The sequence below is a fragment of the Cupriavidus agavae genome, assembly GCF_004217045.1.
In the GTDB taxonomy this organism is placed as follows: Bacteria; Pseudomonadota; Gammaproteobacteria; order Burkholderiales; family Burkholderiaceae; genus Cupriavidus; species Cupriavidus agavae.
Genome location: NZ_SGXM01000003.1, coordinates 155,538 through 169,943, shown reverse-complemented (window position 1 = coordinate 169,943; position 14,406 = coordinate 155,538). Strand labels below are relative to the sequence as shown.

Below are 14,406 nucleotides of genomic sequence, written 5' to 3'. Positions count from 1 at the left end.
CGCCGGGCGCCACCCCGTCATGCCGCGCGGCCGCCGCCGCCGTCAATCCATATGGATCTTGGACGCGTGCTCGGTCACGGCGCTGCGCAGTTCCAGGTCCGGCATGCGCCGCACGATCAGCAGCGCCACCACGGCCGCCACGGCGCCGGCCGCGAAGATCAGATGGAAGCCCGACTCCACGCCGCCGGCCAGTACCTGGCGCACCGCCGGCGAGAGCTGGGCCATCGCCTCGCTGCCATGGCGCAGCGCGCCCAGGTCCAGCGGCTGCGTGACACCGGCGCGTGCCAGCGCACCCCGGAACTCCATCGCCAGCAGCGTGCCGGCCAGCGCGCCGCCGATGGCGCTGCCGAGCGAGCGCAGCACCAGCAGGGCGCCGGTGCCCGCGCCCATGTCGCGGCGTTCCAGCGCGTTCTGCACGCAGATCAGCGTGCCGACCATCGTCATGCCGAGCCCCACGCCGGCAACCGTCATCGCCAGCAGCACCAGCGCGGTCGGCACGGCGGCCGTGACCGCGGCCAGCGCCGCCAGCCCCGCGGCCGCCGCCACGTAGCCGCCGGTCAGGATGCCGCGCATGCGGCCGAGCCGGGGCGCAAGCCAGGCCACCACGAAATTGCCGGCCACCGTGGACAGCAGGAACGGCACCACGAGCAGGCCCGACAGCGACGCATCGGCATCGCGCACCAGCTGGAAATGCAGGGGCAGGGCGAAGATGCACAGGAAGATATTGAGCGCCGCCAGCGCCGACGCTCCCACACCCATCACATAGGCGCGGTTGCGGAACAGCCGGGGCGGCAGCATGGCGTCGGGCGCGCGGCGCTCCTGCCAGGCCAGCAGCGCCACGGCGGCGGCCGTCACGAGCAGCAGGGCGCCCATTTCGAGCGAGATCCAGTCGAACGCCTCGCCAGCCCAGCTCATCGCCAGCAGGAAGGCGACGATGGCCACGGCCAGCAGGAAGGCACCGAGCCAGTCAACCTGCGGCCGGCCGCCGCGCGGACGCAGTTGCGACAGCCCGCGATAGCACAGGCCCATCGCCAGCAGCCCCAGCGGAACGTTGATCCAGAACAACCAGCGCCACGACAGATGATCCGCTACCCAGCCGCCCACCAGCGGCCCGGCAATCGACGAGACGGCCCAGACCGTGGCCAGATACCCCTGGTAGCGTCCGCGCTGGCGCGGCGCCACCACATCGGCGATGGCCGCCTGCGCCAGCGACATCAGTCCGCCGCCGCCCACCCCTTGCAGCGCGCGGAACAGGATCAGCTGGGTCAGGGACTGCGCCATCGCGCACGCCACCGAGGCGGCGATGAACAGCGCGATGGCCATCATCAGCAGCCGCCGCCGCCCGAAACTGTCGGACAGCTTGCCGTACAGCGGTGTGCTGACCGTGGAAACGATCAGGTAGGCCGTGACGATCCAGGACAGGTGGCCGAAGCCGTTCAGGTCAGTGGCGATGGCCGGCACGGCCGGAATCACCACGGTCTGGTCCAGCGCGGCCAGCAGGATGCACAGCACGATCCCGCCAATCACGCGCATGATCGCGGCGTGGTCGTGGACGGCCGGCAGGTCGGAGGCGACGGAGGCGGAGGCGGGGGCTTGCGAAGTGGGCGGTGGCATGCGGTGGGGCGGCAACGGCGGGAGTCGACAGGCCGCATGACATCGATGCGGCCTTATTCAGTCACCGCATAATTATAGGCATGCTCAGCAATTGACGGGGCAATGATTGCTTCGTCCAGCATTCAGGCGCCCGCCCCGGACGCCTGCCCGTCACATTTGGCGCTTAGCGCGTGCCGCCGGAGATATATTGTTCGAGTTGCTCGATCGTGAAGCGCTGCTCGCTGATGATGTTGTTCACGAGGTCGCCGATCGACAGCATGCCGAGCAGCTCCTCGCCCTCCATCACGGGCAGGTGGCGCAGCCGGTGCCGCGTCATCAGCGCCATGCAGTCGTCGGTGCTCTGGTCGGCGCGGACGTAGATCACCGCCGTGGTCATGATCTCGCGCACCAGCGTCTCGCGCGAGGTCCGCTGCATCAGGATCACCTTGCGCGCGTAATCGCGCTCACTGAGGATGCCGACGATCTTCTGGTGTTCCATCACCAGCAGCGCGCCGATTCCCTTGTCGGCCATCAACTGCAGTGCGGAATAGACCGTGGCGGTGGGCGGGATGCTGAAGATGGCCCGCGTTGCCTTGTTTTCCAGAACCTGCCGTGCGGTTTTCATTGTCACCGACTCCTTGTTGCCGTCTTGGAAACAGTCTTGGCCGAGGCCGAATGGATATCACGGCGCCGCGCAATGATGCCGCGCCCCCCGGTGCCTGGCCACGTTCATCCAGATTAGCAAAGGATCGGCGCGGCTCACAGGGTGACTTTCACGAATCTTTGTAAGAAATGTTGGAGCTGCCGGCGGCCGGTGACAGACGCCCTCATGCTGATCCAGGCGCCGGCCAGACCTGTCTCGGCCGGCGCTGCCAGAGACGTCCGAGCCGGGCGATTTCGGGCGGCAGCTCGCCGGTGGCCGCCCCGTGCATCAGCAATGTCTGACGCAGCCGCGGGCACCGACTGGCCACGAAGGCGATGTCGTCGACAAAACCCATGCTGAGCATCGCATCGGCCCGATCGAATATCACGGTGTTGACCGCACGCAGATCAAGCGTCGCGGCGTCCACATGGTCGAGCATGCGGCCCGGCGTTCCCGCAACGATATGCGCGCCATGGATCAGGCTGTCGATCTGCAAGCGCATCGGCGCGCCGTGGCACAGCAGCGCCACCTTGATATGGTCCATCGGCTGGGTCAGCGCCCGGATGCGCCGCGCCACGCGCTCGGCGGCATCGGGCGTGGGGCAGAGCAGCAGCGCCTGCACGTCGAAGCGCTGCGGATCAAGCCGGTGCAGCACCGCCAGCGCCAGGGCCAGCGCGGCATCGTCGCCGGGATCGGCAGTCTGCACGATCAGGTCGCGCCCGGACAGCGCAGGCGGCAGCATCGTCGCCTGGAGCGGCGTCATCGCGGCATGGCCGAGGCGGGCGAGGGCGTCGAGCCAGACCGGCGCCAGCGGCAACGCGGAGTAGGGCGCGCCGGCCGGCAGCGCGGCGATGGCACGGGACGGAAGCGGGCGCATCGACGGTCCTTGCCCGTGGTCAGGCGGCGGCGCGGCCGGGAGCTTTTGCCGCCTTCGGGGTCCTGGAGGTCTTCTTCGCCGGCGCGGTTGGCGCCTTCTTTGCTGCGGCCTTCCCTGTCACGGCAGTCTTTGCGGCGGCCTTCGCCGCCGCCTTCACCGGCACGGTCTCGCTGGGCGCCCAGCCGAGCCGGTCGAGCAACGCCCCGGCCGCCGCCGGCGCCCGCACCTTCGCGCCATTGATGAAGAACAGGTACACGGCCTTGGCCTTGGGCGTCCGGCCCGGCTTGTCTTCCACGCGCGGCAGATCGCCGGGCGCCTCGCCGCCGGCCCAGGCCGTGGCGCGCGCCGCCCAGCGGTCGAGTTCCTTCGGCGCGTAGCCGGTGGCCACATCCTCCTTCGCATTCATCAGCCGCGCATAGACAAAATCAGCGGTCTGGTCGGCAAACGACGGAAACTTTGGCGAATCGGTGAACACGGTTGCCATGCGGTACTTGCGTGCAAGCTTCACAAATTCGGCACACATGAAACTTTCATGGCGCACTTCGAGCACGTGACGCAGGTCCACCCCTTCAATGGCATCGGGCAGCAGATCGAGAAACGCCTCGAAGTCATCAGCCACGAACTGTTTCGTCGGCGCAAACTGCCAGACCACCGGCCCGAGCTTCTCTCGCAATTCGGCGATACCGCTGTCGAGGAAACGATGCACCGAGTCGGCGCCTTCGGCCAGGTTGCGACGGTTCGTGGCAAAGCGTGACGCCTTGACCGAGAACACGAACCCATCGGGTGTGGCCTCGCGCCAATTCACGAACGACGAGCGCTTCTGCGTGCCGTGATAGGTGCTGTTGATCTCGATGGCCGTCAGATGCCGGCTCGCATACTCCAGCTCCCGTGCCTGGGCGAGCCCGGCCGGATAGAAGTTGTCACGCCACGGCGCAAAATTCCACCCGCCAATACCGATGTGAATGTTTGTCGCCGCCTTGTCCTTGCGCACTGCCATGGCCGTTTCTCCACGAGAGGCAATGCGAGAAGTCTAGCTGTAATTTTCTGACCCGGCTGTCCGGCTCCGGACACGTGATTCGCGCCCGACGTCCGGCGGCGTCAGGCGTCCGTGGCCCCCGGCGCGGGATACTTGCGCGCATTCATCGCCATCTTGGCCTGCACTGCGGCGTCGAGGTCCACCCCCAGCGCCGTCACCAGTTGCGTCAGGTAGATCGTGATGTCGGCCAGTTCCTGCTCGACATGCTCCCGCTCCCCGGTCGCCATGATTCCGCGCGACTCCTCCTCGGTCTGCCACTGGAAGATTTCGACCAACTCGGCCACTTCCACGCTGAGCGCCATCGCCAGGTTCTTCGGGCTGTGATACTTGCCCCAGTTCCGCGCCTCGCCAAAGGCAAGGGCGGCCTGCTGGAGATTCTTGAGGTCGATCAGGGGCATGGCGGTGTCAGGCAAAGTCAAACCCGAACGATACCGCAGGAACGCTACCGGGCCGCCGCGAACCGCCCGCCAGCAGCAATCTCGTCCGCCGGCCGCTTCCGCACGATGAACTCAATCGCCGATTCGCCAATTGCGGTCCGGGTCTGATCCTGGCGCGGCAGCCGGAAGCGGAAGCTGGCATCGAGCAGTTCCGCCTTGATTGGCTGCGCAGCGGCGCCCAGCGTTTGCAGCAGATCAAACAGATTGATGGTCCGCGCACTCCACGACCGGGCCTTCCAGAGCGTGAACGTCCATTTGTGGTCGTCGTTGAACGTCGACGGAAAACGACCCTGCTCGTACAGATCCTCGTCCGGCACCATGCAGATCAGATGCCCGCCCGGCTTCAGCACCCGAAACCAATGCCGCAACGCCTCGCGCGGATCGCGCAGGTGCTCCAGGCAATGCGAGGAATGAACAAAGTCGAAACTCTCGTCCGCCACCCCCGCCAGCAACTGCGCGTCCCCATCAGGCAAATCCCACGCCCGCAACGAGCGCATGCCGGGGAACAACTCCGCATACAGCGACACCGGATCGTTCCCCGCGCCGATATCGATCCCATCCCCGACAAAATAGCGCGTGGCAAACCGCACATCATGGATGCGCCGAGCGATTGCCTTGCTGGCTTCGTTCATGGAAATCCTCGCAAATGCACGACCGTAGCGCATCAACGCCCGCGGGCGGATGACCTATCGCAAGGGAGGATAGCAAGGGCAAGGGCGGTGTTTGGGCAGAGGCTTTGGTGGGGGATATGGAGGGTGCAGAAGGGGCGAAGTCGTGCCGCTCATCGATTGATACAGCATTCGAAGAGCCTTACTCTCTGTATTCTTGACCACCGCGTAGTGCGGGCTGCGTCGACCAATGGCGCCTTCGAGCAAGCGCTGCTGTTGGCATTCCTGTCAGGCACCCAGAAGACACATGATCTTATCGACCGGCTCGGCCTACGTGGGCCCCTTCATCGATGCAATCTCACATGCCAGGCTGAGCAACTACCGCCGCTTCTTCAGCCCCGCTGATGACAACGAAACCTTGGGAATCTACCAGTGGAATGACGATGTCAGCAGTTCGTTGTTCCGTGCGATGTCCCTGCTCGAAATCGTCCTCCGGAATCAGTTTCACAAGGCGCTGGGTAGCCGGTATGGCGCCGTGGGCCCAACAGGAGGAAAGGACTGGTTCAACCATCTCAATCTGAACCCGGATTCTCGGGACAAGGTCAAGAAGATCACTCACAAGAAGCGCCATGGGTCATGGTTGCCTCGCAATCCAATGCCGTCGCCAGATGACGTGGTTTCGAAGCTGACGTTTGGCTTCTGGTCCCACCTTCTGGATGTAGCCAGTGACGTCACAGGGCAGACGCTCAAGTGGGGAGACATCCTGATCGACGTGGTACCTGGGCACCGGATGCGATTGTCGACTCAGTGGAAGCAGGCAGAGCGTGACGCGCTGTTTGCAAGGCTGGATCTCTGCAACGAGGTCCGCAATCGCATTGCGCACCATGAGCCCATCTGGAAACTTGGTCCTTTGATGCAGGAGGCGCGGGCCCGGCAGGGTGTGACGCCCGCCATCGTTGCTCCCGCGCCGGCCACACCTGCCGATGCCGTTGACCGGCTGGCCTTGTATTACAGCCGCATGATGGAACTGCTGAAGTGGCTGGCGCCAGACGTGGCAGCAGCCTATCGTGGTGGTGAGTCAGATACCCGGTGTCGGATGCTTCTAAGCAGCAAGGCCCTTGATCATTACCGCCGACGCCGGAGACTCGGTGAGATCCAACTCAACCAGTTCATGGGAGAACGGCGTCTGGCGAAGGTCTTGAAATACGCAGCGAGACACCGCCAACCGGTTGCTCTCAAACGCGGTGAAGCCATCGTCGGGCATTGGATGAGCCACACCAACTAGCGCGACGTGCCGCAGGCGGCATGAAGGTTGCGTACAAAAGAAAAATGGCCGCTCGCGCGGCCACTTCCCTCATTTGCGTCTTGGAGCCTGGCGTCCGTCCGAAGAGGGAAGCAGCCAAACCGTGTTCCAAGCGCCTACTCGGTTAGTGTATTCGAAATGCCGAAGGCCAGCAAGACGGGAAGGCCTGCCACACCATCAATCGGCACGCCGAACAACTCAACGGTTATGCCTTCCCTCAAACATCAATATTCCTGGCCACCAGCGCATTCGATTCAATAAAGTTCCGGCGCGGCTCCACCTCATCGCCCATCAGCGTCGTGAAGATTTGATCGGCGGCAATCGCGTCTTCGATCTGTACGCGGAGCAGGCGGCGTTGGGTGACGTCGAGCGTGGTTTCGAACAGCTGCTCGGGGTTCATTTCGCCGAGGCCCTTGTAGCGCTGGCGCGTCACGCCGCGTTCGGCTTCGCTGAGCAGCCACTGCATGGCCTGGTGGAAGTCGGCCACGGTCTGCTCGCGCAGGCGTTCGCCTTCGCCGCGCTTGACCTTGGTGCCGTCCGGGATCAGGCCCTGGAAGGTGGTGGCGGCGCGGGCGAGGGCGGCGTAGTCGGCGCCGTGGACGAAATCGGCGTCCAGGTGCGACAGGCGCACGTTGCCGTGGTGGCGGCGCGCGATCATCAGGCGGTGCTTGTCGGTCTTCTCGTCGAACTGGGCGTAGACGTCGGCCGTGCCGTCGTCGTTGACGGCGGCGCCGATCAGCGTCTTGGCGTGCATTTCGGCCAGCTTGGCCTTCAGGGCCACGGCCGAGGCTTCGGCGGCGGCGGCGCTGTCGAGGTCGAGCGCCACGCCGTCGGCGATGGCGCGTAGCGCCTCGCTATCGACGATGCGCGACAGGCGACCGATCACGCCCTCGGTCAGCTGGTACTGGCGGGCCAGTTCGCCCAGCGCATCGCCGGCAATCTCGCTGCCGTCCGGGCGGATCAGCGCGGACTTTTCCATTGCCAGCTTCAGCAGGTAGGCGTTCAGCTCGTTGTCATCCTTGATGTACCGCTCTTCCTTGCCGTGCTTGATCTTGTACAGCGGCGGCTGGGCGATATAGACGTAGCCGCGCTCGATGATGTCGGGCATCTGGCGGTAGAAGAACGTCAGCAGCAGCGTGCGGATGTGCGAGCCGTCCACGTCAGCATCGGTCATGATGATGATGCGGTGGTAGCGCAGTTTTTCGAGGTTGTAGTCTTCCTTGCCGATGCCGGTGCCGAGCGCCGTGATCAGCGTCAGCACTTCCTGGCTCGACAGCATCTTGTCGAAGCGCGCGCGCTCCACGTTCAGGATCTTGCCCTTGAGCGGCAGGATCGCCTGGAACTTGCGGTCGCGGCCCTGCTTGGCCGAGCCGCCTGCGGAGTCGCCCTCCACCAGGAACAGTTCGGACTGTGCCGGGTCCTTCTCCTGGCAGTCGGCCAGCTTGCCGGGCAGGCCCATGCCGTCCATCACGCCCTTGCGGCGCGTCATCTCGCGGGCCTTGCGGGCGGCTTCGCGAGCGCGGGCGGCATCGACGATCTTGCCGCAGATGATCTTGGCGTCGTTGGGCGTTTCCAGCAGGAAGTCGGTCAGCGCCTTGCTGACCAGTTCCTCCACGGGCAGGCGCACTTCGGACGAGACCAGCTTGTCCTTGGTCTGCGAGCTGAACTTCGGCTCGGGCACCTTGACCGACAGCACGCAGGCCAGGCCCTCGCGCATGTCGTCGCCGCTGGTTTCCACCTTGGCCTTCTTGGCGATCTCGTTTTCTTCGATGTACTTGTTGATCACGCGCGTCATGGCCGCGCGCAGGCCGGTCAGGTGGGTACCGCCGTCACGCTGCGGAATGTTGTTCGTGAAGCACAGCACCTGCTCGTTGTAGCCGTCGTTCCACTGCATCGCCACCTCGACCGAAATGCCATCTTTCTCGGCGTTGCCGTAGAAGATATTCGGGTGCAGCGTGGTCTTGGCGCGGTTGATGTACTCGACGAAGCCCTTCACGCCGCCGGCGAATGCGAAGTCCTCTTCCTTGCCCGTGCGCTGGTCCACCAGCTTGATGTGCACGCCATTGTTCAGGAACGAAAGTTCGCGGATGCGCTTGGACAGCACCTCGTAGTGGAACTCGACGTTGGTGAAGATTTCCTCGTCGGCCAGGAAGTGCACCTCGGTGCCGCGCTTGTCGGTGGCGCCGATGATCTTCATCGGCGAGACTTCCACGGGCTGGCCGTCCGGACCGTTCACGGTCTCGACGATGCGGTTCTGCACCTCGCCCTTGGCGAATTCGATCAGGTTGACCTGGCCGTCGCGGCGCACCGTCAGGCGCAGCCACTTCGAGAGCGCGTTCACGCACGAGACGCCCACGCCGTGCAGGCCGCCGGACACCTTGTAGCTGTTCTGGTTGAACTTGCCGCCGGCGTGCAGTTCGGTCATGGCGATTTCCGCCGCGCTGCGCTTCGGCTCGTGCTTGTCGTCGAACTTCACGGCCGGCGGAATGCCGCGGCCGTTGTCGACGATCGAGATCGAGTTGTCGCTGTGGATCGTGACGAGGATCTCGGTGCAATAGCCGGCCAGGGCCTCGTCGATCGAGTTGTCGAGCACCTCGAACACCAGGTGGTGCAGGCCGGTGCCGTCGGACGTATCGCCGATATACATGCCGGGACGCTTGCGCACCGCTTCCAGGCCTTCCAGGATCTGGATCGAAGAGGCGCCGTAAGTGTTTTCCTGCTGCGGTTTCTGCTGGTCGGTCATGTTTTCCTACTCACGATACTGACGGCAAAGGCGGAACGCCGGACCTGCGCCTGGAACGGCGGGTACGGCGGCTCCGCGATTTGCGGGTTACTTGAAAACGGCAAAAGGGGCGGATCCCGTGGACCCGGCCCCTGCTGCGGTGTGTGCCCGATTGTGTATGGATGGCGGCTCTTTCTTGGCCATCAAATGCGCATCGGCATCACGACGTACTTGAAGTTGTCGTCTTCCGGCACGGTAATCAGCGCGCTCGAATTGGAGTCGCCGAGGCTGACCTGCACCTGCTCGCTCTTCAGGTTGGCGAGCACGTCGAGCAGGTAGGTCACGTTGAATCCGATATCGAGCGCATCGCCCGAATAGTCGAGTTCCAGTTCTTCCTGGGCCTCTTCCTGGTCCGCGTTGGTCGAACTGATCTTGAGCACGTGCGTATCGAGGATACAGCGCACGCCCTTGAACTTGTCCGTGGTCAGGATCGCCGTACGCTGCAGCGCCTGCTGCAACTGCACGCGGTCGATCGCGAACGCATTCTTGTAGCCCTTGGGGATCACGCGCTGGAAGTCCGGGAACTTGCCCTCCACCAGCTTGCTGATCAGTTCGATGTTGGCGAACGTGAACTTGACCTGGTTCGCGGCCAGCTGGACCTGCACGGGATCGTCGTTGTCTTCGAGCAGGCGCTGCAGTTCCAGGATGGTCTTGCGCGGAATGATGACTTCCTGGCGCGAGCCCACGCCCGCCGCCTCGTTTTCCAGTTCCACGCCGCAGTACGCCAGGCGGTGCCCGTCGGTGGCCACGGCCATCACCTTCTTGCCGTCGACCACGAGCAGCATGCCGTTCAGGTAATAGCGGATGTCCTGCTGCGCCATGGCGAAGTGGACCATCGCCAGCAGATGCTTGAACGTCTTCTGCGGCAGGCTCACGCTCGCGTTGAATTCGGCGGCCTCGGCCACGGTCGGGAATTCCTCGGCGGCCAGCGTCTGCAGCGCGAAGCGGCTCTTGCCGGACTGCACCGACATGCGCTTGTCGTTGAGCGACAACGCCACGTCGCCATCGGGCATCGCGCGCAGGATGTCGAGCAGCTTGCGCGCGGCCACGGTGGTGGCCACATCGTCGCTGCCCACGCCGCACTCGGCGTGCGTGGTGATCTGGATCTCGATGTCGGTCGAGAGGAAGGATACGTTCGAGCCGGACTTGCGGATCAGCAGGTTGGCCAGGATCGGGAGGGTGTGGCGGCGCTCCACGATGCCGCTCACGATTTGCAGCGGACGCAGCAGGTTGTCTCGCGAGGTTTTGACCAATTGCATTGAAATTATCCTTCGTCGTTTGTCATCGGCGACCGCGGAACAGGGCGCAGCTCCTGACTCCAAAATCATAAAGGAATCAAGGAGTTAATGGCCTGTATTGTACCAAGGATAAGCCGCTGCGGTGAAGCGGGGCGAGTCCGGCGGGGCGCCTGCCTGTGCACAAAATGCCACGGTCAGGCGCCGGCTTTCGCCAACGCGTCCCGACTCACCGCAAAGCCTTATCTGAGGTCAGATACCGCAATCCAAAGTCATTCTGGCGCCCGGTTGCCGCCGGACGCGCACCCAGTAGTATGCCAGCCCGGCAAGGCTGGCCTGGAATCAGCCCTTGAGCGTCTGTTCCAGCACGTGCAGCTCGTGGTTGAGCTGTGCGTCCTTGCTGCGTTCGTCGGCAATCTTGCGCACGGCGTGCAGCACCGTGGTGTGGTCGCGCCCGCCGAACAGCTCGCCGATCTCGGGCAGGCTCTTCTGCGTCAGTTCCTTGGCCAGGTACATGGCGATCTGGCGCGGCCGCGCGATATTGGCGGGCCGCTTCTTCGAATACATGTCCGCGACCTTGATGTTGTAGAAATCGGCACAGGTCTTCTGGATGTTCTCCACCGAGATCTGGCGGTTCTGCACGGTCAGCAGGTCCTTGAGCGCCTCGCGCGTGACATCGATCGTGATGTCCTTGCCGTGGAAGTTCGAGAACGCCAGGATCTTGCGCAGCGCCCCTTCCAGCTCGCGCACGTTCGAGCGCAGGTGCTTGGCCACGAAAAACGCCACTTCCTCGGGCACGCTGACGTTCTCGGCGGCGGCCTTCTTCATCAGGATGGCCACGCGCATCTCCAGCTCCGGCGGCTCGATGGCCACCGTCAGCCCGGAATCGAAGCGCGAGATCAGGCGGTCGTCGATGCCCGTGATTTCCTTCGGATACGTATCGCTGGTGATGATCACCTGCGCGCGGTTGGCGATCAGCGCCTCGAACGCGTAGAAGAACTCTTCCTGCGTGCGGTTCTTGCCCGAGAAGAACTGGATGTCATCGATCAGCAGCAGGTCCAGCGAGTGGTAGTACCGCTTGAACTCGTCGAACGCCTTGCGCTGGTACGCCTTCACCACGTCCGAGACGTACTGCTCGGCATGGATGTAGCGGATGCGCGCGCGCGGGTTCTCCATCAGCATGAAATTGCCGATGGCGTGGATCAGGTGGGTCTTGCCCAGGCCCACGCCGCCATAGAGATACAGCGGGTTGTAGGACTTGCCGGGGTTGTTGGCCACCTGGATCGCCGCCGCGCGGGCCAGCTGGTTGGCCTTGCCGGTGACGAAGTTGTCGAACGTCAGGATCGGGTTCAGGCGCGAGCGCTCGTGCACCGTGTCGCTGGGTTGCGCCGGCGCGCCGGACGGCTGCTGCTGAGGCTGCGGCGGGCGATAGGAGCGCGCGCTGGCCTCGGCCGGGTCCATCTGGGCCACGTCGATATCGCCCAGGTCATGGCTCGCGCCGGCATTGCCCTGCAGCGGATGGCCGGTCGGCGCGGCGGCGCGGTTCTGCGCGGGCGCACCGTACGGCGGCTGCCCGCCCTGCGCATGCGCCGGAGGCTGGGCGTATTCGTGATAACCGCCCATCTGGGCAGGGTGTTGGGCAGGATGCTGGGCCGGCGCCTGCGGGTAGCCCGGATAGGGCGCATTGCCCGCACCCACTCCTGCGTGGCCGCCGGCGGCGTGGTCGGCGCCCTGTTGCATCGCCTGCTGGGTATAGGTTGCCGCCCGGCCCGACGCAGCGGGATCCAGCACAAAGTGAACGCTAACTTGCGTTTCCCAGTATTCGCACGCGAGGGCGGTGATGCGGCCCGAGAACTGGCTCTTGACCCAGTCGAGCTTGAAGCGGTTGGGCGCGGCAATCCGCAGCGCATGCGCTTCCTCGTCGAAGGCGACCGGCGCCAACGGCTTGATCCAGGTTTTGAACTGTTGCGGCGTCAGTTCGCGCTCGAGCTGCGCGGCTGCCGCCTGCCAGAAATCTTGCATGTGTTCTTCTAAGTGATCGCGCCACAACGCTGCTTGGCACGTCACGGGCGGGGCGGCGGCCGGCCACGGGACTTCCTGCTGCCAGTCGCGGCAAACGAGCCGCGAAAAGCAAAATGCCGCCCATCGTGCCCGAGGCACGGCAACGGCATTCGAAAATCGGCACACCGGCGAGGTATACCAAGGCAGGAAGACCCGGGTTGTGCGTGCGCCACGCAGCCCGTGTAGTGTTTGGACCGGGATTGTACCCCCCGGTCCAAGTTATCCACAAAGGATAACCCTGTGGACAACTTGTGAAAAATCAGTGGATTTGTGTGCACAACCGGGTCCGCAGCTGCCGCTGCAAGCGCCTTGAACGCCAGATAATCCATGGAAAACAACAAGTTGGATCACCTGGACGGGTCTCGGGCACCCATCTGGCCGTACCGAAAGTTACCCACCGTCCATTGTGGACAATGGTGCACCGGTGTTTACCCACAGCCGGCGAGGCATTGTGGCGGCGTTTCGGGCACTATCCGTCTGCCGCCTTGACACGCCTTGCGAAAATCAGTTAAATGGCGGGTTCTGCGATGCGGCAGGGGATCACGTATGCGCATCGCCGGGTCTGGCCCGTACCGCCACATGCACGCATGTGCGGCATCAGGCAAGCGGTCTGATCCCCGCCAGTGCCCCGTCCCACGCGGCGGTGCCAGCGGCGGCCGGCAGCAAGACAGAACCAGAATCGTCGGCAGAGCCGCGGCCACCTTGCCCAAATCAGGCGGGCGTCGGCTGTGCGGCAGCCCCATGCGAACCATACGCGGCGGCCAAGGCGGTCCGGCATAGGCCGGCGCCCGGAAAGCCCGGATCAACCAGAGAGTGCAACATGAAACGTACCTACCAACCTTCCGTTACCCGCCGCAAGCGTACCCATGGTTTCCGCGTGCGCATGAAGACCCGCGGCGGCCGTGCCGTGATCAACGCCCGCCGCGCCAAGGGCCGCAAGCGCCTGGCAATCTGAGTGCCGGGCGACCGGCCGGGGTGGTGACCATGGCGGCAGCCGCCGCACGATGGCCACGCCCCAGCCCGACGCCTCGCCCTCAGGATGGCCAGGAGTGCCGCAGCACGGTGTCTTCCCAGTGTTGACCAGCGTGTCGGACCATGCCTTCCCCAAAGCCGCGAGGCTCACAAAGACGGATGAGTTTTCATCCGTTTTTGCTTTGCGGCCACGGCGTCGCAGCACGCACTTCGTGCTGTACGTGCGCGCCAACGGCCAGCAGCAGGGCCGGCTCGGCATCGTGGTGGGCAAGAAGTTCGCGCCGCGCGCCGCCGAGCGCAACCTCGTGAAGCGCATGGTGCGGGAACTGTTTCGCGGCCGGCAGGACCAATTCGGTGGCCGTGACATTTTGTTACGGCTGCAGGCGAAGTTTCCGCGTGCGGAGTTCGCCAGCCGGACCGCGATCCGGCGGACCTGCCATGCCGAAATCAGCGGGCTGCTCGATATCGCGGCCAGGCCACTGCCCGTGGCCCCGCCCGAGCCAGCCAGGCCAGCCGGCCTGCCCGCCTCCCCCGCCTGACCATCATCATGAAGCGAATCCTGCTTGCCCTGCTGCGCATCTACAAGATCGCCCTGAGTCCGTACCTTGGCTCGCAGTGCCGCTTCCTGCCAACCTGTTCCGACTATGCCCGCGACGCCATCGTCAGCCATGGCGCGGCGCGCGGCACGTGGATGGCCGCCGGCAGGCTCTGCCGTTGCCATCCTTTCGCAAAGGGCGGGTATGATCCCGTGCCCGAGCCTGCAGTAAACGGGAAGGCCGCCGCGGCGACCCGGGCATCCGCCGCGCCAGGCCGTCCGCCTGTCACGGTCCGGCTCCCCAGACCCTGATTCCCCCAGACC

13 protein-coding genes are annotated in these 14,406 nt (G+C 64.8%); 4 read left to right on the top strand and 9 right to left on the bottom strand.

The genetic code is table 11. From position 1 onward, the window contains the following. Positions 1 to 42: 42 nt before the first annotated feature. From EV147_RS14605 to EV147_RS14580, 6 genes are all read right to left on the bottom strand, one after another. The gene (locus tag EV147_RS14605) at positions 43 to 1,614 is read right to left on the bottom strand and encodes an MDR family MFS transporter (protein WP_130391936.1); all 1,572 of its coding nucleotides are present in this window, start codon (positions 1,612 to 1,614) and stop codon (positions 43 to 45) included. 163 nt (positions 1,615 to 1,777) lie between these two features. Beyond that, complete coding sequence (locus EV147_RS14600) at positions 1,778 to 2,218, bottom strand: CBS domain-containing protein (RefSeq protein ID WP_130391935.1); 441 nt, start codon at positions 2,216 to 2,218, stop codon at positions 1,778 to 1,780. Between the two features lie 202 nt (positions 2,219 to 2,420). Further along, positions 2,421 to 3,113, bottom strand: a complete 693-nt coding sequence (locus EV147_RS14595) for a DEAD/DEAH box helicase (protein ID WP_130391934.1) — start codon at positions 3,111 to 3,113, stop codon at positions 2,421 to 2,423. A 19-nt stretch (positions 3,114 to 3,132) separates the two neighbouring features. Continuing rightward, positions 3,133 to 4,110: a DUF72 domain-containing protein gene (locus EV147_RS14590; RefSeq protein ID WP_130391933.1), complete on the bottom strand. Its 978-nt coding sequence runs from the start codon at positions 4,108 to 4,110 to the stop codon at positions 3,133 to 3,135. A gap of 101 nt (positions 4,111 to 4,211) precedes the next feature. Beyond that, positions 4,212 to 4,547 (bottom strand): nucleotide pyrophosphohydrolase, encoded by a 336-nt coding sequence (locus EV147_RS14585; RefSeq protein WP_130391932.1) that lies wholly within the window; start codon positions 4,545 to 4,547, stop codon positions 4,212 to 4,214. 44 nt (positions 4,548 to 4,591) lie between these two features. After that, positions 4,592 to 5,218, bottom strand: a complete 627-nt coding sequence (locus tag EV147_RS14580; protein ID WP_130391931.1) for a methyltransferase domain-containing protein — start codon at positions 5,216 to 5,218, stop codon at positions 4,592 to 4,594. A 283-nt stretch (positions 5,219 to 5,501) separates the two neighbouring features. Between EV147_RS14580 and EV147_RS14575 the strand changes: the two genes are divergently transcribed. Further along, on the top strand, positions 5,502 to 6,479 hold the full coding sequence (locus EV147_RS14575) for an Abi family protein (RefSeq protein ID WP_157994693.1): 978 nt from the start codon (positions 5,502 to 5,504) through the stop codon (positions 6,477 to 6,479). Positions 6,480 to 6,714: 235 nt separating this feature from the next. Here EV147_RS14575 and gyrB read toward each other — a convergent pair whose 3' ends face one another. From gyrB to dnaA, 3 genes are all read right to left on the bottom strand, one after another. Next, entirely contained in the window at positions 6,715 to 9,240 is a 2,526-nt protein-coding gene (gene gyrB / locus EV147_RS14570; RefSeq protein ID WP_130391929.1) for a DNA topoisomerase (ATP-hydrolyzing) subunit B, read from the bottom strand. 182 nt (positions 9,241 to 9,422) lie between these two features. Continuing rightward, positions 9,423 to 10,538 carry a DNA polymerase III subunit beta gene (gene dnaN, locus EV147_RS14565; protein ID WP_130391928.1) on the bottom strand — a complete coding sequence of 372 codons (1,116 nt, stop codon included), beginning with the start codon at positions 10,536 to 10,538 and terminating at the stop codon, positions 9,423 to 9,425. A 318-nt stretch (positions 10,539 to 10,856) separates the two neighbouring features. Then, positions 10,857 to 12,536 carry a chromosomal replication initiator protein DnaA gene (gene dnaA, locus EV147_RS14560; protein WP_130391927.1) on the bottom strand — a complete coding sequence of 560 codons (1,680 nt, stop codon included), beginning with the start codon at positions 12,534 to 12,536 and terminating at the stop codon, positions 10,857 to 10,859. Positions 12,537 to 13,395: 859 nt separating this feature from the next. Here dnaA and rpmH point away from each other — a divergent pair. The 3 genes from rpmH to yidD all read left to right on the top strand — a co-directional run bounded on the left by rpmH (position 13,396) and on the right by yidD (position 14,394). After that, entirely contained in the window at positions 13,396 to 13,530 is a 135-nt protein-coding gene (gene rpmH / locus EV147_RS14555) for a 50S ribosomal protein L34 (protein ID WP_008650850.1), read from the top strand. Between the two features lie 118 nt (positions 13,531 to 13,648). Next, positions 13,649 to 14,086, top strand: a complete 438-nt coding sequence (gene rnpA, locus EV147_RS14550; RefSeq protein ID WP_407923236.1) for a ribonuclease P protein component — start codon at positions 13,649 to 13,651, stop codon at positions 14,084 to 14,086. An 8-nt stretch (positions 14,087 to 14,094) separates the two neighbouring features. After that, positions 14,095 to 14,394, top strand: coding sequence for a membrane protein insertion efficiency factor YidD (yidD, locus tag EV147_RS14545; RefSeq protein ID WP_130391925.1), 300 nt, complete (start codon positions 14,095 to 14,097; stop codon positions 14,392 to 14,394). Positions 14,395 to 14,406: the final 12 nt, after the last annotated feature.